The sequence below is a fragment of the Sulfitobacter sp. M05 genome, from assembly GCF_029285175.1.
Taxonomy (GTDB): domain Bacteria; phylum Pseudomonadota; class Alphaproteobacteria; order Rhodobacterales; family Rhodobacteraceae; genus Sulfitobacter.
Genome location: NZ_JABEDH010000001.1, coordinates 1,536,928 through 1,558,905, shown reverse-complemented (window position 1 = coordinate 1,558,905; position 21,978 = coordinate 1,536,928). Strand labels below are relative to the sequence as shown.

Genomic DNA, 21,978 nt, shown 5'->3' with positions numbered 1-21,978 from the left:
CCGTTCAGGCCTGCCGCGCCCCCGCAATCCAGACGTCCGCAATGGCGCGGTCGTCGCCCATCATGATGGTTGCAAACAGGCTTTCCCAATGGCCCTTGGCCTGCGCATGACGCTGCGCAATGGCAGGAGTCGAGGACAGGTCTAGAACCGTCAGGTCTGCCTCGTATCCGGTTGATACGGAGCCAACTTTGTCCCCCATATGCAGGCTGTGGGCCGAACCCGATGTCGCCAGCCAGATCAACTGTGCCGCATGCAGCGGGGTACCGCGCAGCTGGCCGATTTCATAGGCCGCTGCCATGGTGCGCAACATTGAAAACGACGATCCGCCACCGGTGTCAGTGGCCAGGCCAATCGGGATCTGGCGCGCGGCGAGGCCGGCCATGTCAAACAGACCGGAGCCGATAAAGGTGTTGGAGGTCGGGCAATGCACCAGCGCCGCACCGGTCTCGGTGATCCGGTCCACTTCGCGCGGTTCCAGATAGATGGCGTGGCCATAGACCGCCCGCTCGCCTAGCAGGCCGTGTGCCTCGTAGGTGTCCAGATAGTCCCGTGCCTGCGGGAACAGTTCGCGCACCCATGCAATCTCGTCGGTTTGCTCGCTAAGATGGGTTTGCATCAGACAGTCGGGGTGTTCCCCCCAAAGTGCGCCAAGAGCGGCCAATTGGTCAGGGGTAGAGGTGGGCGAAAAGCGCGGCGTGATGGCATAGGTCGCGCGGCCCTTGCCGTGCCAGCGTTCGATCAGTGCTTTGCTGTCATCATAGGCGCTGGCCGCCGTGTCACGCAGCCCGTCGGGGGCGTTACGGTCCATGCAGGTCTTGCCTGCGACGATGCGCTGGTTGCGCTGGGCGGCCGCTTGAAACAGGGCGTCGACCGAATGCGGGTGGATCGTGCAATAGCTGGCAACCGTTGTGGTGCCATGGGCGCGGGTCAGGTCCAGATAGCGGGTCGCGACCTCATGGGCGAAACTGGCATCCGCCAGACGCATTTCCTCGGGGAAGGTATAGTCGTTCAGCCAGTCAATCAGCCGTTTGCCCCATGACGCAATGATACCGGTCTGCGGATAATGCACATGAGCATCGACAAAGCCGGGACAGATCAGGTGATCCGCACCATAGGCGACTTCGTTCAGCTGTGGATGGCGCTGGCGCAGCTCTGGCGCAGCGCCGACTGCGGTGATCACACCATCGGCAATCAGCACCGCGCCATCGGTTTCAATACGCACAACATCCTGCCATGGCTGGTGCATCGGGTTGCCATCAAAATACAGGGTCGGGCCGGTCAGTAAGGTCATATTTGTCATCCCCCGTTCATAGGCGCGCGTGCGGCAGGCGGCAATGGGAGGAGTGGTCTTTGTGGCATTGTCTCTGCACGGGCGCATGCCTATGGTCTGGAAAACTTTCGGAGGCAAATGCGATGTCGGACCAACTAGAAGAAACCGCAAACTCCGCTGAAGATGAGGAGGGCCAGAACTATCAGCTGGGTCCGAAAACTGTCGCATCTGTTCTATATGCCGTAGAGATAGACGACCGCGCGCGCTTGATCGAGCTGATGGATCCGCTGCATCCGGCTGATATCGCTGACCTTTTGGAACAGATCAACGTTTTCGACCGCAGTCGGCTGATCCGGCTTTATGACAAGGAATTTGACGGTGAAATCCTGTCGGAATTGGATGACGCGATCCGTGAGGATGTAATTGCGATTCTGACGCCGCAGGTGTTGTCACAGGCGGTGCGCGAGCTGGACAGCGACGATGTTGTCGACCTGATCGAAGACCTTGAGGATGCTCAGCAAGAGGCGATTCTGGACGTCTTGGAAACCGCTGACCGCGAGGCGGTGGAAAAGGCGTTGTCATGGCCGGATTACTCTGCTGGCCGTCTGATGCAGCGCGAGGTTGTGATGGCCCCGCAGCACTGGACTGTGGGACAGGCGATCGACAATCTGCGCAACACGCCAGAGGATGATCTGCCGGATCAGTTCTACCATATCGTGATGGTCGATCCGCGCGGGCATCCGGTGGGGCAGGTGACCCTGGGCAAGCTGATGCGCTCGAAACGAACAACTGCCTTGCGCGATTTGCTGGAAGAAACGTTTCAGATCATTCCCGCCATGCAGGACGAGGGCGACGTGGCCTATGCCTTCAACCAGTATCACCTGATTTCCGCACCTGTTGTCGACGACGAGGGGCGTCTTATCGGGATGATCACCATTGACGATGCAATGGCGGTTCTGGATGACGAACACGAAGAAGACATCCTGCGCCTTGCCGGTGTTGGGGAAAGTTCGCTGTCAGACCGGGTTGTCGAGACGACAAAACAACGGTTGCCCTGGTTGGCGGTCAATCTGGTAACGGCGATTGCCGCCTCGATGGTGATTTCGCAATTTGAGGGGGCAATTGCCCAGATTGTGGCGCTGGCCGTCTTGATGCCGATTGTGGCATCGATGGGGGGCAATGCCGGCACCCAAAGCCTGACCGTGGCGGTGCGTGCCATCGCGACCAAAGACCTTACCGGGTCAAACGTCTGGCGGGTGATCCGGCGCGAGGGGCTTGTCGGGCTGATTAACGGGGCGATCTTTGCAGTGGCAATGGGGATTGTCGGGGTGATCTGGTTTGGCTCTCCGGCCTTGGGTCTGGTGATTGCCGCCGCGATGGTAATCAATATGGTGGTGGCCGGGATTGCCGGAACCGGCATTCCGATCCTGTTGGAGCGGATCGGCATTGATCCGGCGCTTGCATCGGGGGCTTTTGTGACGACGGTGACAGATGTTGTGGGCTTTTTCGCCTTTCTAGGGTTGGCTGCGGGGTTCTTGCTATGAACAATTTAACAGAGATCAAGGCCGCAGCCCGCAAGGCCGCCTTTGTGCGGCGCAAGCCATTGTTTGAAAACGCCAATGCGGCGCAGTCCGGGTATTTGAGCGAGGTTCTTGCCGGGTATCGCGGGGTGCCGGTTTCAGGTTTTATGCCGATCCGGACCGAGATAGACCCAACCCCTGCAATGGCAGAAGCCGCAGCCCATGGTCGTGTCGGCGTGCCGGTGATCGAAGCTGCGGCGCAACCGTTGAAATTTGCCGAATGGGTGCCGGATACGCCGATGGTCAAAGGGGCGTTTGGCGCGCAAATTCCGGAAACGCCACGGTTCTTTGAACCGGAAATCCTGATTGTGCCGCTGTTGGCGTTTAACCGGGCGGGCGGGCGTTTGGGCTATGGCGGCGGGTTTTACGACCGCACGCTTGAACTGTTGCGCGGCAAACGGCCAACGCTGGCCATCGGTTTCGCCTTTGCGGGGCAGGAGGTAGATGATCTGCCGCTGGAGGCAACCGACCAACCGCTCAATCTGATTGTGACGGAAACCGGTGTGATCGAGGTAAAGTAGCCCCGCCCGCGGTCGCGCGGACGGAGCAATATTTGCAGGGCCAGCCTTAGTGGTGGGCGTGGCCAGCTTCGGTCAGGGCAAGACCGGGGGCAGGGCCGTCGATGTCATGCGGGTCTTGCCCGTCGAGCGGGATGTTGACCCATTCAGCTGTGCCATCCGCGCAGGTCTGGACCGTCGGGAAATAGATCGTTTCCCCTGCTGTCAGCTTGGTCGAGAGTTTGGCGCGAAACACAAATTCATCGTAATGTGCGTCGGACAATTCACCGCTCCATTGAATTTCGCGCACCCCTTCCGTCAGGGTTTTGCCGTAGTAATCATAGGTATCGCTATAGGCTCCAATGGTAGTTTCAAGAGTCCAGCCGGCCTTTGGCATCGGCTTGACCGAAATCACGCCTTCGGGGATTTTCACCGATACGTTCAATGTCGCCTGACCTTTGCAGCCATGGCCAATGCGCATTACACCTTTGTAGGTGCTGCCAACGGCGGCGCTTTGTACTTCGAGCGTGGCATGGGCCGTGGCACCGGTTGCGCCGGCAAAGGCGAGGATCAGGGCGGAAGTCATTGATTTCATGTTCATGTCGTTTTCCTTTGAACAAGTCATAGTGTTGCGCAACGTCAGCGCCGCCTGCGATGGCAGGGGATGGGCGTTGGCGGGTTTGGATTGTTGTTACAGGTTCAAAGGAAGGGGGGCGCGCGACAGGGGGGCGGCAGGCCAGCAGTTTGCGCAGCCCGCACGGTTTGCGTTTTTAAGGCGGTGGGGCATTCAATCTGGCGTGCCAGGCGGTGCCAATCGGGCAGGGTGGCCGGCCGCACCAGCGTGGCATGGGCCATCAGACAGGGCGCAGTTTGCGCATCGGTTTCACCAACCGGCGTGCCGCTTGCGTCAAGTGTAACGGTGCGGATCCCGTCGGGAGTACAGATCGTGATGGTGCTGCCATAGGTGGGCAGGATCAGGGCTAGTGCCGCCGAGGCCTTGGGCAACAGAATGCCAAGCGCCAGCAGCAGAGCTAAAAAGATTTTCATCACACGTCCCATGCTTTACTTTTTGCCGATCAGGGTTTTGTCGGCAAGGCCCAAAGCGCCTGCGACCGGTGATGACAATTCACTTGATGTAGCCGGGGCAAAGCCCTAGGTCTGACGGCCATGAAAATACTGTTTTTAGGCGATGTTATGGGCCGCGCCGGACGGCGGGCGATTACCGAAAATCTGGCGCGGCTGCGCACAGAGTGGAAGCTGGATTTCGTTGTGGTGAACGGCGAGAACGCAACCGGTGGCATGGGGCTTTCCGGGGCCCATGCCAAAGTCTTGCTGGATGCGGGGGCCGATTGCCTGACGCTGGGGGATCATGCTTTCGATCAGAAAGACATGCTGAGCTTTATCGAGCAGGAACCGCGCATTGTGCGGCCGCTGAATTTTTCCAAAAACGCACCGGGCAAGGGCGCGCGTCTGTTTACCGCCAAGAACGGGCGCAAGGTGTTGGTCACGCAAGCCTTGGGGCAGGTGTTTATGAAACGCCCGTTTGATGATCCGTTTTCCGCGCTTGATGGCGTGTTGAAAACCCATCCTTTGGGTGGCATGGCCTCGGCGATCATTGTTGACATGCATTGCGAGGCGACCTCGGAGAAAATGGCGACGGGGCATTGGTGCGACGGGCGGGCATCGCTGGTAGTGGGGACACATACCCATGTGCCTACGTCGGATGCGATGATCCTGTCCCGCGGCACGGCCTATCTGTCGGATGCCGGGATGTGTGGTGACTACCATTCAGTGATCGGCATGGAGAAAACCGAACCTCTGCGCCGGTTCATCACCGGCATGCCGAAAGAACGGTTCACCCCCGCCAATGGCGAGGCGACCCTGTCCGGCGTCTATATCGAGACCGATGATAAAACCGGCAAGGCCACCCGCATCGTGCCAATCCGCACCGGTGGCGCGTTACAAGCCAGCACGCCGTGATCCTCTGATGTCCCCCCGCGAAATTGCGTTTTACACCTGCTGCCTTGTGCTGATGGGCGCAGGCTGGGGGGCGACGCAACCGATGACCAAACTGGCGGTCAGCACCGGATACGGTGCTTTCGGTCTGCTGTTCTGGCAGACGGTGATCGGGGCTGTGCTGATGGGGGTGATCTGTGCGGTGCGCCGCAGGCCATTGCCGTTGAACACCGCTGCGCTGCGGCTCTATGTGATCCTTGCGCTGATCGGCGCGGTTTTGCCCAATTCTATCAGCTACCGCGCGGCGGTGCATCTGCCCTCGGGCATCATGTCGCTGCTGTTAAGTGTCATTCCGATGTTTGCCTTTGTCATCGCCCTTGCGCTGGGCAGCGAGACCTTTCGCTGGCGTCGGCTGATCGGCCTGTGGTTCGGGTTGCTGGGGGTGCTGATGATTGTCGCGCCTTCGGTCGAAATGGGGCAGGCGGTGCCGTCAGGCTGGGCGTTGATCTACCTGCTGACGGCGCTGTTTTATGCGTTCGAGGGCAATTTTATCGCCAAATGGGGCACGCAGGGGTTGGATGCGTTTCAGGTCATGCTGGGTGCGTCTTTGGCTGGGCTGATCATCGTGACTCCGGTTATGTTGTTCACCGGCCAGACGATCCTGCCGCAGGTGCCGCTGCCCTTGCCGCAGCTTGCACTGGTGGGGTCTTGTGTGATCCACGCCTTTGTTTACTCGGCATATGTCTGGCTGGCGGGCCGCGCGGGGGCGGTGTTTACGGTTCAGGTCAGCTATCTGGTGACAGGGTTTGGTCTGGTTTGGGCCCGGCTGATGCTGGGTGAAGCCTATGCTGCGACGATTTGGCTGGCCTTGGGGGCGATGTTTGTCGGTATGTACCTGGTGCAGCCACGCCCCAAGCTTGCAGAGCCCTTGCCGATGGGCGAAACTTAACCGGCGATAAGCCCGTGCTGAGGTGACTTTGATGGACTTTTTTTCCCTTTCCCAGACCGGCAGTGCGGTGCTTGCTCTGACGGTTGTCGCGGTGATGTTCATCCTGTTTCTGCGCGAGTATTTCCCCACAGAAGTTGTTGCCCTTGGCGGGGCGGCAGTGCTGCTGGCCAGTGGTGTGTTGCCCTATGAGGATGCGCGCATGGTGCTGTCCAACTCGGCACCCTGGACCATTGCTGCGATGTTTATTGTCATGGGGGCGCTGGTGCGCACAGGGGCGCTGGACGTGCTGACGCAACTGGCAGAGCGCTATGCCCGGACCCATCCCAAAGCGGCGGTGATCGGGGTGATCCTGTCGGTGATGGGGGCCAGTGCCATTATGAACAACACGCCGGTGGTTGTGGTGATGATCCCGGTGGTGGTGCAGCTGAGCAAGACATTGGGCACAAAAGCCTCCAAGTTGCTGATTCCGCTGAGCTATGCCGCGATCATGGGTGGGTCGTTGACGCTGATCGGAACCTCGACCAACCTGCTGGTTGATGGGGTGGCGCGATCACAGGGAATGGAACCTTTCGGGATTTTCGAAATCCTGCCGATTGGTCTGGTGGTTTGCGCATGGGGGCTGACCTATATGGCGATCTTTGGCCGCAAATTGTTGCCGGATCGGGACAGCATGGCAGCGATGTTGTCGAGCCGTTCCAAGATGAAGTTCTTTACCGAAGCTGTCATTCCGCCGGAATCGAACCTGATCGGGCGCGAAGTTCTGGATGTGAAACTGTTCAAACGCGAAGGCGTGCGGCTGGTTGACGTGGTGCGCGGTGATCAATCGCTGCGCCGTAACCTCAAGGATGTAACCTTGCAGATCGGTGATCGGGTGGTGCTGCGCACAGAAATGACCGAGCTGTTGAGCCTACAGGCAACCAAGGAATTGAAACGTGTCGATCAGCTGTCCGCGGTTGAGACCAGCACGGTTGAAGTGCTGATCACACCGGGGTGCCGCATGGTGGGGCGTGCGCTTGGCGCGATGCGGTTGCGGCGGCGCTACGGTGTTTATCCGCTGGCGGTGCATCGGCGCAACCAGAACATCGGGATGCAACTGGATGAATTAATTGTGAAAGTTGGTGATACCCTGCTGCTTGAAGGGGCGGCAGAAGACATTGCACGGCTGGCGGCGGATATGGATCTGGTGGATGTCAGCCACCCCTCTGCGCGGGCCTATCGGCGTGGCCACGCCCCCATCGCGATTGCAGCGCTTGTGGGGATTGTGGCTTTGGCGGCGCTGAATGTTGCCCCGATCCTGATGCTGGCGGTGATCGCGGTTGCGCTGGTGCTGGTCACCGGCTGTATCGACGCAGAGGAGGCGTTTTCCTTTGTGGAGGGGCGGTTACTGGCGCTGATTTTCTCGATGCTGGCGGTGGGGGCCGCCCTGCAGAACTCGGGCGCGATTACCATGCTGGTGGATGCGATTGCGCCGACCTTGGGCACCCTGCCGCTTACCGCTGTGATCTTCTGCGTGTTCCTTTTGACCACTGTGCTGACAGAAATTGTGTCGAATAATGCGGTGGCCGTGATCATGACGCCCATTGCCATCAGCCTTGCCGCTGCGCTGGGCATTGATCCGCGCCCTCTGGTGGTGGCGGTGATGATTGCCGCGTCCTGCGCCTTTGCCACGCCGATTGGCTATCAGACAAACACACTGGTCTATGGGCCGGGGGGATATAAATTCACCGACTTTATGCGTATCGGTGTGCCGCTGAACCTGAGCATGTCTTTGTTGGCAAGTGCGGTTATTCCGATGATCTTTTGACCACCGGTCAGGGCAGCTGGTCCGGTAGAACCCGGCCAATCACTGTCACCAGATAGGCGGTACTGACGCCAAAAATAAGCATCCCGTTGACAGAAGCAAAGGCCGCGAACACCCGAACATCATCGCTCAGGACCAGATCGCCGTATCCCAGTGTTGTGTAGGTCGACAGAGCAAAGTAAATCGCCGGCTCCAATCCTTCCAGCGCGCCCAGCCAGAGAAAGGACAGCGCCCATATCCAGACCTGCACCGTATGGCCAATGACCACAACCAGCAGTGCAACGGTGACGATGATCCCGGCGCGGTGATGGCGATAACGTTCTTTTTGTGCTTTGCCGATCAGCCGCAGCCAACCGTTGGTGCCAAGGATCAGCACGAGGTGAATCCCGCTGCACAGGGACAGGAAAGCGGTGCCATAGGCGATTTGTGTCGATAGCCCCATATTACAAGGGCCAGAAGACAAGGATTGCAGGGATTGAGACAGCAACCACGATGATCTCCAGCGGCAGGCCCATACGCCAGTAATCGCCAAAGCCATAGCCGCCGGGCCCGAGGATCAGCGTGTTGTTCTTATGGCCGATGGGGGTCAGGAAGGCGCTGGAGGCGGCCACAGCCACGGCCATCAGAAACGGATCGGGCGAGACATTGAGGGTCTGTGCCATCTGGATGCCAACCGGGGCGGCAACGATGGTGGTCGCGGTGTTGTTAAGCACATCCGACAAGGTCATGGTGACCACCATCAACACGGTCAGCACGATCCACGGGGCCATGCCATCGGTAAGGCCGATCAACGCGCCAGCGATCAACTCGGTGCCGCCAGAAGTTTCAAGCGCAGCCCCTAAAGGGATCATTGATCCTAATAAGACAACAACAGGCCATTCAATATGGGTATAAAGCTCAGATAGAGGTACGATTTTTGCAAGTACATAGGCGATCACCACAAGGCCCAGAGCCACCGGCAGGTAGATCAAACCAATGCTTGCGGCAACAACAGCAACGCCAAACAGCCCGATGGCCAGCCAGACCTTGGTATTTTCGGTGACGGCCAGACCACGATCTGCAAGCGGCAGCACGCCAAGCCAATCGGTGACATCTGATGCGGTGTCACGCGGCACCAGTAACAGCAGAATATCGCCTGCTTTCAATTCGGTACTGCGCAAACGTGATGTAATCTTGCGGCCCTGACGCGAGATGCCCATCAGAATTGTGCGCCGGCGCCATGCAAGCCCGACAGCCTGAGCGGTGCGGCCATTCAGCCGCGAGGTTTCCTGTACGACAACTTCAATAATTTCAACGCCTTCGCCGCCGGCTTTCAGGCGTTCTTCGCGATCGGAATCGGCCAGAGCCAGATCTAGCGTGCTGCGGAATTCATCCAGCGCGTCGGGTGTCGCTTCGAGGACCAGCGCATCGCCGGCTTGCAAAGCGACGGAGCGCGATTGGCCATAGCGGCGTTTGCCGTCGCGGATCAGGCCCAGGATTGCGACATCTGCGCCTTCTGCAATCGGGACCAGTTCCAATAGACGTTTGCCGATGTGTTTGCTGTCCTCTGGGACCACCAATTCTGCGATGTATTGCGACAGGTCATCGGTGCTGATCAGCGCGTCTTCGCGGGCCGGGATCAAGCGCCAGCCAATCAGGGCGACAAAAGTCAGGCCGGCAATTGCGGCAATCCCGCCAACCGGCGCGAAATCGAACATGCGGAAGGGTTCGCCCAGAGATTCCTGCCGGATCGAAGCAATGATGATATTGGGCGGGGTGCCGATCAGTGTGACCATGCCGCCCAGAATGGTGGCAAAGCTGAGCGGCATCAGGCTGAGGCCCGGCACGCGGCCAGCCTTGCGCGCGGTCTGGATGTCGACAGGCATCAACAGGGCAAGGGCGGCGACGTTATTCATGAAAGCGGACAGGATGCCGCCAATCGCCCCCATCAGCGTGATATGCGCCCCGAGCGAGCGCGAGGCATCAATCATTGTGCGGGTGATCAACAGGACCGCGCCCGACCGTACCAACCCCGCCGAGACCACCAGCACCAAGGCGACTACCAATGTGGCAGGATGGCCAAAGCCGGAAAACGCGTCCTTTGTAGGTACCACCCCCAGGACAACCCCGATCATCAGCGCGCTAAAGGCGACGATATCATAGCGAAACTTGCCCCACAGCAACATGCCAAAGACTGCACCGAAGAGGGTGAAAAGGATAATTTGATCTGTACTCATGCCCGCACCATCTTTGCTATCGTCAGTCAGAGCAAGCGGATATGTGGCATCCGCTTGTCGTACAAGCGGTGCTGGCCTATAGAGGCGCAAAGTATAAATTCAGACGAGGTATCTCATGGCCGGCCATTCCAAATGGGCAAACATCCAGCACCGCAAGGGGCGTCAGGACAAGATCCGCGCCAAGCTGTTTTCCAAGTTCAGCAAGGAAATCACCGTTGCGGCCAAAATGGGGGACCCCGATCCAGACAAAAACCCGCGTCTGCGTCTGGCGGTAAAAGAGGCCAAATCGGCCTCTATGCCCAAGGACAACATCGACCGCGCGATCAAGAAATCGGTTGCGGGCGAGGGCGAAGATTACAAGGAAATCCGCTATGAGGGGTATGGCCCGAATGGCGTTGCGGTGATCGTCGAGACGATGACCGATAATTTGAACCGGACGGCATCAACCGTGCGCTCGACCTTCTCCAAGAACGGCGGCAATCTGGGTGAAACCGGCAGCGTCGGGTTTATGTTCGACCGCAAGGGCCAGGTAACTTACGCGGCTGACGTGGGCGACAACGACACGGTGATGATGGCAGCAATCGAAGCCGGTGCCGAAGATGTCGAAAGTGCCGAAGATGGTCACGTGATCTGGTGTGCGGATACCGATCTGAACGATGTGGCAACGGCGCTGGAAGCGGAGCTGGGCGAGTCTGAATCAACCAAATTGGTCTGGAAACCCACAACGACCACCGAGATGGACCTTGAAGGTTTGCAAAAGCTGATGCGCTTGGTGGATGCTTTGGAAGATGACGATGATGTGCAGCGCGTCACCACGAATTTTGAAGCCTCGGATGAGGTGATGCAGCAGTTCGAAGAAGCGGACGGGTAAATCACGAGGGCCGCCGCGATATAGCGTTTCGAGAAAAACTGGCCCCCCTCGTTCGGGGCCTCTTTTCTTGGTCGCGCGCGAACAGAGGGGCGTGATGTCCCAAGTTAAACTCGTAGAGCTTTGCACTAGGCCGTCCATAATCCCCATAAACGACAAATGCCGCCTGTTCAGGGCGGCATTTTTGTATGTGGCGGCGGTGGTGGGTATGGCGTCAGGTGGTGTCGCGCGCCCTAGCCGGAAATGCGCGACAGGCCGCACCACGGAAACCCCATGCGTCCGGCGGGCTTCTGTTCAACCGGCTTTTGCTGTGCGAGACGCGCCAGCACCTGCTTGACTTCATTCAGCTGAGCTGCCGCCGCTGCGTCACCTGATCCGGCCTGTACGTTCAGGATCTTTGACTGCGTATGCAGGGCTGCCTCCATTACAGAGATTTCATGGGCGCTGACTTCGAGCGTCTGTTGTTTGTCGAACATCTTGTTTTCCTTTGGCTCTGAAAGGGCATGTAGGTGTGGCACCGGCCATTTACCAGAGCAGAAACTGATGGATCACTTTCAATTGTACACAGTGACATCATTTGCCGCAGGGCGGGCGCAGGTGGGTCTTTGCTGTTGCAAGAATGGCGGCGGTCAGAGGTGCGAGGGCAGGGGCCATAACGCGGGTGGTCTGCCAGTACAGCGGCACGTCCATCGGCAGGCCGGCGTCCAACGCAACCAGACGCCCGCTGTCTATATGCCCCCGCACCAGTGTTTCCGGGTTCATCCCCCACGCCATGCCCGCCAGAACCGCATCCACGAATGCGTGGGTCGAGGGCATTTGATGTGACGGCGGCGACGGGGAGGTACCGGTCTTGGCGGTGATCCAGCGTGCTTGTAACTGGTCCTTGGGTGTAAACGTGAGCATCGGCGCGCGGGCAAGGGTTTCCGCAGTCACACCGGCGGGGAAATGGCGCTTCATAAAGGCGGGGCTGGCGGTTGCGACATAGCGCAAGGCCCCCAGTGGATGCAGATCACAACCTGTCACCGCGCGGTTGTGCCCGGTGACGGCGGCGCTGACGCTGCCGCGCTTTAACCAGTCATCCGCCGTATCCTGATCATCGACCCGCAGATCAAACAGCATCCCGGGAACAGCGGCGAGGGCGGGCAGCAACCAGGTGGCGATACTGTCGGCGGGCACGGCAAGGGTCAGTCGGGCGGGCAGGGACCCATCCCGGCGAATGTCCCCCAGTGCTGCGGCCTCAAGCAGGGCGACGTCTTCGGCATGTTTGGCCAGCCGCGCGCCAAGCGGCGTGGCGGTGCAGGGGTGGCTGCGGTTGACGAGGGTCGCCCCCACCTGTTCCTCCAGCGCCTTTAGCCGCTGCGAGATGGCCGAAGGGGTGACATTAAGGTTGCTGGCTGCGGCATCGAAACTGCCAAGGCGCAGGATGGCAGACAAGGCCGCCAGTTGGGTGGGGTCGATTGCCATTAAGAAATTCTAATCCATGATTACCATCTTTAATTTGAGTAATCCACGGTCTTTGGCGTAGTCAAGGTTCTGCACGAGCTACATCCGACGGAGCCGCATCATGTTTTCCTCTTTTCTGCCCGGCTTCGCGCTGAGCCTGACATTGATTTTGGCCATCGGAGCACAGAATGCCTTTGTGCTACGTCAAGGGTTGCGGCGCGAGCATGTGTTCTGGGTCTGCCTGACCTGCGGGGCATCCGACGCTGTGTTGATTGCCGCAGGTGTGGCAGGGTTCGGGGCCTTGGCGACGGCGGTGCCATGGTTTGAAACCGCAATGCGTTATGGTGGGGCGGCGTTTTTGGTCTGGTATGGGGCGCAGAATGCCCTGTCCGCTTGGCGGGGCGGCGCAGCACTGGAGGCGGATGCCGGCGCCGCACAAAGCCTGCGCCAGACCATCCTGACCCTGCTGGCCCTGACCTTCCTGAACCCGCATGTCTATCTGGATACGGTGGTGCTGATCGGGTCGATCTCTGCGCAATATCCGGACAAGCTGGCCTTTGGCAGTGGCGCGGTACTGGCCAGCCTGACGTTCTTTTTCACCTTGGGCTATGGCGCGCGTCTGCTAAGCCCGCTGTTTGCCAAACCGGCAAGCTGGCAAGTGCTGGACGGGGTGATTGCCGTAACGATGTGGGCGATTGCCGCAAAACTTTTGTTTGGCTGATCTTGCCCTTTGCCGCCGACAGGATCAGTCTGGCGCAATGACAACAGCTCTTCCTCACCGCCCCTTAACGGGAATATTCTGGATGCTGGTGACAGGGGTGTTTTTCATCATGGTCACGGCATTGGTTAAATACATGGGGCCACGCCTGCCCGCAGCAGAGGCCGCCTTCCTGCGGTATGCCATAGGGCTGGTGTTCCTGATACCGGTACTGAACACGCTGCGCACAGCGGGATTGACACGCCGTCAGGTGTCGCTGTTTGGGTTGCGCGGATTTTGCCATGCTTTTGGGGTCATGTTGTGGTTTTTCGCGATGACCCGCATCCCGATCGCCGAAGTGACGGCGATGAATTACCTCGCGCCGATTTATGTGACCATCGGGGCGGCGGTGTTTCTGGGCGAGAAGCTGGCCGCACGTCGCATCATTGCGGTTGTGATGGGGCTGGCAGGGGCGGCGATTATCCTGCGCCCCGGCTTTCGCGAGGTCAGTGCCGGCCATATGGCTATGCTGGTGGCGGCAGTGGTCTTTGCGGGGTCTTACCTGATTGCCAAGCTGCTGGCAGACGAGGTGCGCCCGGCGGTTGTGGTGGCGATGCTGTCGGTGTTCGTGACATTGGGGCTGGCACCCTTTGCGGTGCCGGTGTGGATCACCCCCACCTTGACCGAGGTGCTGATTCTGGTCGCTGTCGCCTGTTTTGCGACGGCGGGGCATTACACCATGACCCTCGCATTTGCGGCGGCACCCGTCACAGTCACCCAGCCCGTTACCTTCCTGCAATTGGTTTGGGCCACGGCGTTGGGCGCGCTGGCATTTGCCGAACCGGTGGATATCTGGGTCGTGTTGGGCGGCTTTGTGATCCTTGGGTCGGTCACCTTTATCACGTGGCGCGAGGCGATGCTGAACCGGCAGATCACGCCGAACGCGAATGCGACCAAAATGTAAAATGGCGTTATTGATTGACTAGTCAATAAAGGGCGAATTACTTTAAGGGTGTAATCGTCAAGGACCCGAATCCAAAATGCCCAAGGTTGGAATGGAACCCATTCGCCGCTCTGCACTTGTGCAGGCGACAATTGCTGAAATCGGCGCAGCCCATTCGCTCGACGTGACTGTTGGGCAGATTGCCAAACGGGCAGGGATGTCGACCGCTTTGGCCCACCATTATTTCGGCGGTAAAGACCAGATTTTTCTTGCTGCGATGCGCCATATTTTGGCCGAATACGGTTCCGAAGTCCGCGCCCGCCTTGCCGAGGCCCGCGGCCCGCGTGACCGCGCCGCCGCCATCGTCATCGCCAGCTTTGATGAAACCTGCTTTGCGCCGGCGACGGTCAACGCATGGATGACCCTCTATGCGGCGGCTCCGACCAATAGCGGCACCCGCCGCCTGCTGCGTCTCTACCAGCGCCGCCTGCGTTCTAATCTGACCCACGCCCTGCGCCCGGTCAGTAAGACCCCCGAAACAGATGCCGAAACCATGGCGGCGTTGATCGACGGCTTGTATTTGCGCGCGGCCCTGTCGGCCAGCGGCACCGCCTCAGCAGCCCGTGCGCGGGCGCTGTCTATATTGCACCTTTTGCTGGATGCCTCCGAATGAGTAACCCGAATATCCTGATCCTGATGGTTGACCAGTTGAACGGCACCCTGTTTCCCGACGGGCCTGCCGATTGGCTACATGCGCCCAATCTCAAGAAACTTGCGGCGCGATCGACCCGTTTTGCAAATTGCTACACCGCGTCGCCTCTCTGTGCGCCGGGACGGGCGGCGTTCATGTCAGGCCAGCTGCCCTCTGCCACAGGCGTCTATGACAATGCGGCAGAATTTGCCTCGTCTATCCCAACCTACGCGCACCACCTGCGCCGTGCAGGATATCAGACCTGTCTGTCGGGCAAGATGCATTTTGTCGGCCCCGACCAGATGCACGGGTTCGAAGAACGGCTGACCACGGATATTTATCCGGCGGATTTCGGATGGACGCCGGACTATCGCAAACCAGGCGAGCGGATCGACTGGTGGTATCACAATATGGGCTCGGTGACCGGTGCCGGTGTGGCCGAGACCAGCAACCAGATGGAATACGACGATGAGGTCGCCTATAATGCGACCCGCAAATTGTATGACCTGTCGCGCGGGGCCGATGCACGGCCATGGTGCCTGACGGTCAGCTTTACCCATCCGCATGACCCCTATGTCGCCCGCAAGAAATACTGGGATCTCTACGAGGATTGTGACCACCTGCTGCCCACGGTCCCGATGATGGACTACAACGATCACGATCCGCACTCGCAGCGTATTCTCGACGCCAATGACCGTGGCAACTTTGACATTACCGAGGACGACATCACACGTTCTCGGCGCGCCTATTTTGCGAATATCAGCTACCTTGACGACAAAATCGGTGAAATTCTGCAAACCCTGGAGGACACCCGGCAAGAGGCGATTATCGTCTTTGTTTCGGATCACGGGGACATGCTGGGCGAACGCGGCCTGTGGTTCAAAATGTCGTTTTTTGAGGGTTCGGCCCGTGTGCCGATGATGATCAGCGCGCCACAGATGCAGACCGGTTTGCAAAAAACGCCGGTCAGCAATATCGACGTCTGCCCGACGCTCTGCGATCTGGCGGGGGTGTCCATGCAAGAGGTCATGCCCTGGACCACCGGCCAATCCCTTGTCCCGATGGGGCAGGGTGTGGAACGCAGCGAACCTGTTGCCATGGAATATGCCGCCGAAGGCTCTTATGCGCCAATGGTGTCGCTGCGCTATGGCAAATGGAAATACAACCGCTGCGCGCTGGACCCGGATCAACTGTTTGATCTTGACGCTGATCCGCATGAGCTGCGCAACCTTGCGGATCACCCGGAGTATCAGGGCACAGTGACCAGCCTGCGCGCCAAATCGAAAGCGCGCTGGGATCTTGACGCTTATGATGCACAGGTGCGCACCTCGCAGGCCCGCCGCTGGGTGGTGTACGAAGCCCTGCGAGAGGGCGGCTATTACCCTTGGGACTACCAGCCGCTGCGCAAGGCGTCAGAGCAATACATGCGCAATCACATGGACCTCAACGTGCTGGAAGAAAACAAGCGCTTCCCGCGCGGTGAATAACCCCTTCATCTTGCCCTTAAACCTCCCGCCGGAGGCATGAAAGTTCTTATCCGATGCCCTATGATACACAGCCCAAGGCCAGCCATTTCATCAACGGTGAATATGTCGAAGATACCGCTGGCACCCCGATCGACGTGATTTACCCGGCCACAGGTGAAAAAATCGCCACCGTTTATGCCGCGACACCGGAGATCGTGGAACGCGCGCTTGCCGCTGCAAAGGCGGCACAGGCGGCGTGGGCCGCGATGACCGGGACCGAGCGCGGACGTATCCTGCGCAGAGCCGCAGATCTGATGCGCGCGCGCAATCATGATCTGTCGGTGTTGGAAACTTATGACACGGGCAAACCTTATCAGGAAACCAGCGTTGCGGATGCGACCTCCGGGGCGGATGCGCTTGAGTATTTCGGCGGCATGGCGGCAACCCTGACCGGGGAGCACATCCAGCTGGGCGAAAACTGGGTCTATACCCGCCGCGAGGCGCTGGGCGTTTGTGTCGGCATTGGCGCGTGGAACTATCCGACACAGATTGCCTGCTGGAAAGGCGCACCAGCGCTGGCCTGCGGCAATGCAATGATCTTTAAACCCTCCGAAACCACACCGCTTTGCGCCTTGAAGGTGGCGGAAGTCTTGCATGAAGCGGGTTTGCCCGCAGGGCTCTACAACGTGGTGCAGGGCATGGGCGAGGTTGGCAATGCACTGGTTACAGATGCCCGTGTCGACAAGGTATCCCTGACCGGATCGGTGCCGACGGGGCGCAAGGTCTATGCTGCCGCAGCGGCCGGGATCAAACATGTTACAATGGAGCTGGGCGGGAAATCACCGCTGATCGTTTTCGAGGATGCGGATGTCGAAAACGCGGTCAGCGGTGCCATTCTGGGGAATTTCTACAGCTCTGGTCAGGTCTGTTCCAATGGCACCCGGGTGTTTGTGCATAAGGCAATCAAGGAGCAGTTTCTGACCCAACTTGCCGAGCGTCTGGGCAATGCGGTGATTGGTGATCCGATGGACCCCGAAACCAGCTTTGGTCCGATGGTATCACAGCGCCAGATGGATATCGTGCTGGGCTATATTGAGAAAGGGCAGGCCGAAGGTGCGCGTCTGGTCACCGGGGGCAAGAAACTGGAACGCGATGGGTATTACCTTGAGCCGACTGTTTTTGCGGATGTGACCGACAGCATGGTCATCGCCCGCGAGGAAATTTTCGGGCCGGTTATGGCGGTGCTGGATTTTGAGGAAGAAGACGAGGTTCTGGCCCGCGCCAATGACACGGAATTTGGTCTGGCCGCTGGTGTGTTTACCCGTGATCTGGCCCGCGCCCATAGGGTGGCTGCGCGGTTCGAGGCCGGCACCTGCTATATCAACACCTATAATGATGCGCCGGTCGAAGCGCCGTTTGGTGGATCAAAGAGTTCCGGTGTCGGGCGTGAAAACGCAAAGACCGCCATCGAACATTATACGCAGCTGAAGTCGGTGTTTGTGCGCATGGACGATGTCGAAGCGCCGTTTTGACCGGGCGTGATCCGAAGGTGTGCTGACGCACATTATATTCTTGGCGTGCCCCGGGATGTGCTGCCCCGGTTTTCTGATGGGATCGGTTGAGGTTAGGGCAGCGAGTTAAAGCTGCTGAGAGGTGCTTGAGGCCACATACTGTGGCTCAAGACACCTGTTCAATTTTTAGGTGCGATTCTGCGCAGCCTCAAGGACAAGCCGGGCAAAGCCCGGTCGCGTTGCGATCCTTGACCCCGCGCAGAATCACAGGAGTGGTGAGATGAAGGCTGAATTTGTAATTGTGGGTGCGGGCAGTGGGGGCTGTGCCATGGCGTATCGGCTTGCCATGGCGGGACGGCGCGTGATTGTCATCGAACATGGTGGCACCGATGCCGGGCCGTTTATTCAAATGCCGGCGGCCCTGTCTTACCCGATGAACATGAAACGCTATGATTGGGGCTATTCTTCCGAGCCAGAGCCACATCTGGGCGGGCGCAAGCTGGTTTGTCCGCGTGGCAAGGTGATTGGCGGCTCTTCGTCGATCAACGGCATGGTCTATGTGCGCGGTCATGCGCAGGATTATGACCATTGGGAAGAGGCCGGCGCGCAGGGCTGGGCCTATGCTGATGTGCTGCCCTATTTCAAGCGGATGGAGAATTGGCATTCTGGTGGGCATGGAGGTGATCCGGCCTGGCGTGGCACGGACGGGCCGTTACATGTCAGCCGGGGCAAGCGGGACAATCCGCTGTTTGAGGCCTTTGTGCGGGCGGGGGAGCAGGCCGGATATCAGGTGACGGATGATTACAACGGCAAGCAGCAAGAGGGTTTCGGCCCGATGGAGCAAACCGTGTGGAAAGGCCGGCGCTGGTCTGCTGCCAATGCTTATCTGCGGCCAGCGCAAAGGACCGGCAATGTCGAGCTGGTTCAGGCCCTTGCCCAGCGGGTGGTGATTTCTGACGGGCGGGCCACCGGGGTTGAAGTCTTGCGCGGCGGCAAGCGCGAGATAATTGAAGCAGAGCGTGAGGTGGTGCTGGCCGCCTCGTCAATCAATTCGCCGAAATTGTTGATGTTGTCGGGGGTTGGACCCGCGGCACATTTGGCGGAGCATGGTATCGAGGTGCTGGCCGACAGGCCCGGTGTCGGCGCAAACCTGCAAGACCACCTTGAAATGTACATCCAGATGGCGGCTTCGCAACCGATCACGCTCTATAAACATTGGAACCTTTTGTCCAAGGCCGTCATCGGGGCGCAATGGTTGTTCACCAAGACCGGCATGGGGGCATCGAACCAGTTCGAAAGCGCGGGGTTCATTCGGTCCAAAGCGGGGGTGCCCTATCCCGATATTCAGTTCCATTTTCTGCCGATTGCGGTGCGTTATGACGGGCAGGCGGCGGCGGAGGGGCATGGGTTTCAGGCCCACACTGGCCCGATGCGTTCACGGTCGCGCGGCAGTGTCACTTTGCGCTCGGGCAATCCGGCGGATGATCCGAAAATCCGCTTTAACTATATGTCCCATCCCGAAGATTGGGAGGAATTCCGCACCTGCATTCGCCTTACCCGCGAGATTTTTGCGCAGGAGGCGTTCAAGCCTTTTGTCAAACACGAGATTCAGCCCGGTGCGGCGCATCAGAGTGATGCAGAGCTGGACGCGGTGATCCGCGAACATGCCGAAAGCGCCTATCACCCATGTGGCACCTGCCGGATGGGGCGTGCAGATGATCCGGATGCCGTTGTGGACCCGCAGGCACGGGTGATCGGGGTGGACGGGCTGCGTGTGGCGGACAGCTCGATCTTTCCACGGATCACCAATGGCAACCTGAACGGGCCGTCGATCATGGTGGGTGAAAAAGTGTCCGATTTGCTGCTGGGGCTTGATCCGCTGGCCCGCGCCAACGATCAACCTTGGAATCACCCTGCATGGGAGACCAAGCAGCGTTAGTGGTTTGTGCCGCGGTGATTCACCATATGTTGTGATTGTTGTTGAATGTTAAGAAGGGCTGCTTCACTTTAACGATATGCTAAGACTCATGTCGTTTCTCGCCCTGATTGTAACCATTGCCCACGCCACCCAAGCGGCTGAGCTGCGTGGTAAACTGCGTGTTGTGGATGGCGATACGGTGGATGTCGGTGATGTGCGCGTACGTTTACACGGCATCGACGCCCCCGAGCGGAACCAGCCCTGCACGACGCTTGGCGGACAGAACTGGGGCTGCGGCGACTGGGTAACGCGACAGGTGCGCGACCGCTATCAGGGGGCGCAGGCACGATGCGAAGCCACCGATTGGGATCGGAAATACAACCGCGTTGTGGCGCGCTGTTTTGTGGCAGGCGAAGACATTGGCCGGCAGATGGTCGCGGACGGGTTGGCCTTTGCTTATCGGAAATATTCCAATGACTATGATCTGGAAGAAAAATCCGCATATGTCGCTGATTTGGGCATCCACGGATTCATCATCGAGGCCCCGGCGCGCTACCGGCTGACGCGGACCAAGGGGCGGGTTGCGCCAGATCCCGATTGCCGGATCAAGGGCAATATCAACGCCAAGGGCGCGCGTATATTCCATCTGCCGGGGCAGAAATATTATGACAGGACCGGCATTGATCTATCCAAGGGGGAACAGTGGTTCTGTTCCGAAGCACAGGCCCGTGCATCCGGTTGGCGCAGATCAAAAATATAGACTATTCAACGCGATAGGGCAGGACGTCGCGTAGGTTTTGATCCACCACCAAATGTCTTTCGAGGGGCGGCACAGCCCGTTGATGGCAGGCTTTGCGCTCGCATATCCGGCAGGAAATACCAATCGGCTCAAACGCCGCATCGCGGGTCATGTCCATGCCGTCCGCATAGACCAGTTGTTCCGCGTGGCGCATTTCACAGCCCAAAGCGATGGCAAAGCGGCGTACCGGTGCGCCGAACCGTCCTGCTGGCTTTGAGATGTCGCGTGCCAGCGAGATATAGCGCGCGCCATCGGGTGTTTCGGCCAGTTGCCGCAAAAACCGCCCCGGTGTTTCGAAGGCGCGATGCACGTTCCACAACGGACACGCGCCGCCAAAACGGGCGAATTGCAGGCGGGTGGCAGAATGGCGCTTGGTGATCGTCCCGGCCTGATCGACGCGGACGAAAAAGAACGGCACACCTTTGCTGCCCGGGCGTTGCAAGGTGGAAAGCCGATGGGCCACCTGTTCAATCGACGCCCCGAATTCACTGGACAGTAGTTCCAGATCATGGCGGTTGTTTTGTGCTGCTGCATGAAACCGGGCATAGGGCATCAACGCCGCACCGGCAAAGTAATTGGCCAGCCCGATCTTGGCGATGTCACGCGCCGCCGTTGTGGTGAAACGCGCCAGATCAAGCGTGGCTTCCAGCAGTGCGTCCTGCTTGGTAAAGGCGACCTGCAACAGCAGTTGGAAGGTCTGGGTTTCGGGGGCGGCCCGTGCCGAAATGCGCAGCGCTCCGGCCGCTTCATCAAACTGGCGCAGCACGTCCATATCCTCGAAGGACACGGTGATACCGGCATTGCCAAGGGCGGAAACGGCGGCAACGCGCATGTTGCGATGCCCACCTTCACGGCCAGCGAAATGTTCGGCGGCATGATCGACCGAGTCGATGTAATTATCGCAATAGTGAAAGAAGTCGCGCACCTCCTCCCAAGGGGACGGCGCACTTCTCGCGTCTTCGCGCCCCAGTGCTTCATCTAGGGATGCAAGGCGTTCATGGGTCTGTCGGTAGCTTTGGTGCAGGTCCAGAAAGGCACGTGCCAATCCCGGGGCATTCGATGCAGTAAGTCGGATATCTGCAAGGGCGGGCATCTTGCCCTGAAACACCGGATCGGCCATGGCTTCACGCATGTCACTGACCAGGCGTTCACTGTCACCGGCGCTTAACTCGGTGACATCAAGGCCGAACTCCGAGGCCAGCGCGAGGACAACCGTTGTGGAAATCGGCCGGTTGTTGTTCTCCATCTGGTTCAGATAGGGCAGGGATACGCCAAGGCGCGCGGCAAAGTCCTTTTGTGTCAGGCCCAGTTTGGTGCGCACTTCGCGCAGCTTGGCGCCAGCATAGAGTTTTTGAATGGCCATGTCGGGCCCT

At 59.2% G+C, this 21,978-nt stretch carries 21 protein-coding genes; 13 read left to right on the top strand and 8 right to left on the bottom strand.

What is annotated here, in order from left to right; translation table 11 throughout:
• Positions 1-4 precede the first annotated feature (4 nt).
• Positions 5-1,300: a guanine deaminase gene (gene guaD / locus HKX44_RS07710; protein WP_276150687.1), complete on the bottom strand. Its 1,296-nt coding sequence runs from the start codon at positions 1,298-1,300 to the stop codon at positions 5-7.
• Between the two features lie 113 nt (positions 1,301-1,413).
• Here guaD and mgtE point away from each other — a divergent pair, with 113 nt between their 5' ends.
• Together mgtE and HKX44_RS07700 are read left to right on the top strand one after the other, a co-directional pair.
• Positions 1,414-2,814: a magnesium transporter gene (gene mgtE, locus HKX44_RS07705; RefSeq protein ID WP_276150686.1), complete on the top strand. Its 1,401-nt coding sequence runs from the start codon at positions 1,414-1,416 to the stop codon at positions 2,812-2,814.
• The gene (locus tag HKX44_RS07700) at positions 2,811-3,371 is read left to right on the top strand and encodes a 5-formyltetrahydrofolate cyclo-ligase (protein WP_276150685.1); all 561 of its coding nucleotides are present in this window, start codon (positions 2,811-2,813) and stop codon (positions 3,369-3,371) included. Before mgtE ends, HKX44_RS07700 begins: the two co-directional genes overlap by 4 nt.
• Before the next feature lie 46 nt (positions 3,372-3,417).
• On the opposite strand, the gene HKX44_RS07695 is transcribed toward HKX44_RS07700, so the two are convergent.
• Positions 3,418-3,948 carry a DUF1775 domain-containing protein gene (locus HKX44_RS07695; protein ID WP_276150684.1) on the bottom strand — a complete coding sequence of 177 codons (531 nt, stop codon included), beginning with the start codon at positions 3,946-3,948 and terminating at the stop codon, positions 3,418-3,420.
• A 98-nt stretch (positions 3,949-4,046) separates the two neighbouring features.
• Positions 4,047-4,394 (bottom strand): hypothetical protein, encoded by a 348-nt coding sequence (locus HKX44_RS07690; protein ID WP_276153200.1) that lies wholly within the window; start codon positions 4,392-4,394, stop codon positions 4,047-4,049.
• Between the two features lie 120 nt (positions 4,395-4,514).
• Between HKX44_RS07690 and HKX44_RS07685 the strand changes: the two genes are divergently transcribed.
• Genes HKX44_RS07685 through HKX44_RS07675 form a run of 3 tightly spaced genes read left to right on the top strand, consistent with a single transcriptional unit; the run spans position 4,515 to position 8,056 of the window.
• Positions 4,515-5,327, top strand: coding sequence for a TIGR00282 family metallophosphoesterase (locus HKX44_RS07685; protein ID WP_276150682.1), 813 nt, complete (start codon positions 4,515-4,517; stop codon positions 5,325-5,327).
• Positions 5,328-5,334: 7 nt separating this feature from the next.
• Entirely contained in the window at positions 5,335-6,252 is a 918-nt protein-coding gene (locus HKX44_RS07680) for a DMT family transporter (RefSeq protein WP_276150681.1), read from the top strand.
• Between the two features lie 31 nt (positions 6,253-6,283).
• The gene (locus HKX44_RS07675) at positions 6,284-8,056 is read left to right on the top strand and encodes an SLC13 family permease (protein WP_276150680.1); all 1,773 of its coding nucleotides are present in this window, start codon (positions 6,284-6,286) and stop codon (positions 8,054-8,056) included.
• A 7-nt stretch (positions 8,057-8,063) separates the two neighbouring features.
• Here the strand turns inward: HKX44_RS07675 and HKX44_RS07670 are convergent, their stop codons facing one another.
• Together HKX44_RS07670 and HKX44_RS07665 are read right to left on the bottom strand one after the other, a co-directional pair.
• On the bottom strand, positions 8,064-8,495 hold the full coding sequence (locus tag HKX44_RS07670) for a potassium channel family protein (RefSeq protein ID WP_276150679.1): 432 nt from the start codon (positions 8,493-8,495) through the stop codon (positions 8,064-8,066).
• 1 nt (position 8,496) lies between these two features.
• A complete protein-coding gene (locus HKX44_RS07665; RefSeq protein WP_276150678.1) occupies positions 8,497-10,269 on the bottom strand; it encodes an SLC13 family permease in 1,773 nt (590 codons plus the stop codon).
• 115 nt (positions 10,270-10,384) lie between these two features.
• On the opposite strand from HKX44_RS07665, the gene HKX44_RS07660 reads away from it, so the two are divergent.
• A complete protein-coding gene (locus HKX44_RS07660; protein ID WP_276150677.1) occupies positions 10,385-11,140 on the top strand; it encodes a YebC/PmpR family DNA-binding transcriptional regulator in 756 nt (251 codons plus the stop codon).
• Positions 11,141-11,370: 230 nt separating this feature from the next.
• Here HKX44_RS07660 and HKX44_RS07655 read toward each other — a convergent pair whose 3' ends face one another.
• Entirely contained in the window at positions 11,371-11,613 is a 243-nt protein-coding gene (locus HKX44_RS07655) for a hypothetical protein (RefSeq protein ID WP_276150676.1), read from the bottom strand.
• Positions 11,614-11,710: 97 nt separating this feature from the next.
• Positions 11,711-12,601 (bottom strand): LysR family transcriptional regulator ArgP, encoded by an 891-nt coding sequence (locus HKX44_RS07650; protein ID WP_276150675.1) that lies wholly within the window; start codon positions 12,599-12,601, stop codon positions 11,711-11,713.
• 100 nt (positions 12,602-12,701) lie between these two features.
• Between HKX44_RS07650 and HKX44_RS07645 the strand changes: the two genes are divergently transcribed.
• The 7 genes from HKX44_RS07645 (at position 12,702) to HKX44_RS07615 (ending at position 20,566) form a co-directional block, all read left to right on the top strand.
• A complete protein-coding gene (locus tag HKX44_RS07645) occupies positions 12,702-13,301 on the top strand; it encodes a LysE/ArgO family amino acid transporter (protein ID WP_276150674.1) in 600 nt (199 codons plus the stop codon).
• A gap of 37 nt (positions 13,302-13,338) precedes the next feature.
• Positions 13,339-14,241, top strand: coding sequence for a DMT family transporter (locus tag HKX44_RS07640; RefSeq protein ID WP_276150673.1), 903 nt, complete (start codon positions 13,339-13,341; stop codon positions 14,239-14,241).
• A 76-nt stretch (positions 14,242-14,317) separates the two neighbouring features.
• A complete protein-coding gene (gene betI / locus HKX44_RS07635) occupies positions 14,318-14,893 on the top strand; it encodes a transcriptional regulator BetI (RefSeq protein WP_276150672.1) in 576 nt (191 codons plus the stop codon).
• A complete protein-coding gene (gene betC / locus HKX44_RS07630; RefSeq protein ID WP_276150671.1) occupies positions 14,890-16,398 on the top strand; it encodes a choline-sulfatase in 1,509 nt (502 codons plus the stop codon). Before betI ends, betC begins: the two co-directional genes overlap by 4 nt.
• 53 nt (positions 16,399-16,451) lie before the next feature.
• Complete coding sequence (betB, locus tag HKX44_RS07625; protein ID WP_276150670.1) at positions 16,452-17,909, top strand: betaine-aldehyde dehydrogenase; 1,458 nt, start codon at positions 16,452-16,454, stop codon at positions 17,907-17,909.
• Positions 17,910-18,168: 259 nt separating this feature from the next.
• Positions 18,169-19,827 (top strand): choline dehydrogenase, encoded by a 1,659-nt coding sequence (betA, locus tag HKX44_RS07620; protein ID WP_276150669.1) that lies wholly within the window; start codon positions 18,169-18,171, stop codon positions 19,825-19,827.
• 88 nt (positions 19,828-19,915) lie between these two features.
• A complete protein-coding gene (locus tag HKX44_RS07615) occupies positions 19,916-20,566 on the top strand; it encodes a thermonuclease family protein (protein WP_276150668.1) in 651 nt (216 codons plus the stop codon).
• Between the two features lies 1 nt (position 20,567).
• Here the strand turns inward: HKX44_RS07615 and HKX44_RS07610 are convergent, their stop codons facing one another.
• Positions 20,568-21,968, bottom strand: coding sequence for a helix-turn-helix transcriptional regulator (locus tag HKX44_RS07610; protein WP_276150667.1), 1,401 nt, complete (start codon positions 21,966-21,968; stop codon positions 20,568-20,570).
• Between the last annotated feature and the right edge of the window lie 10 nt (positions 21,969-21,978).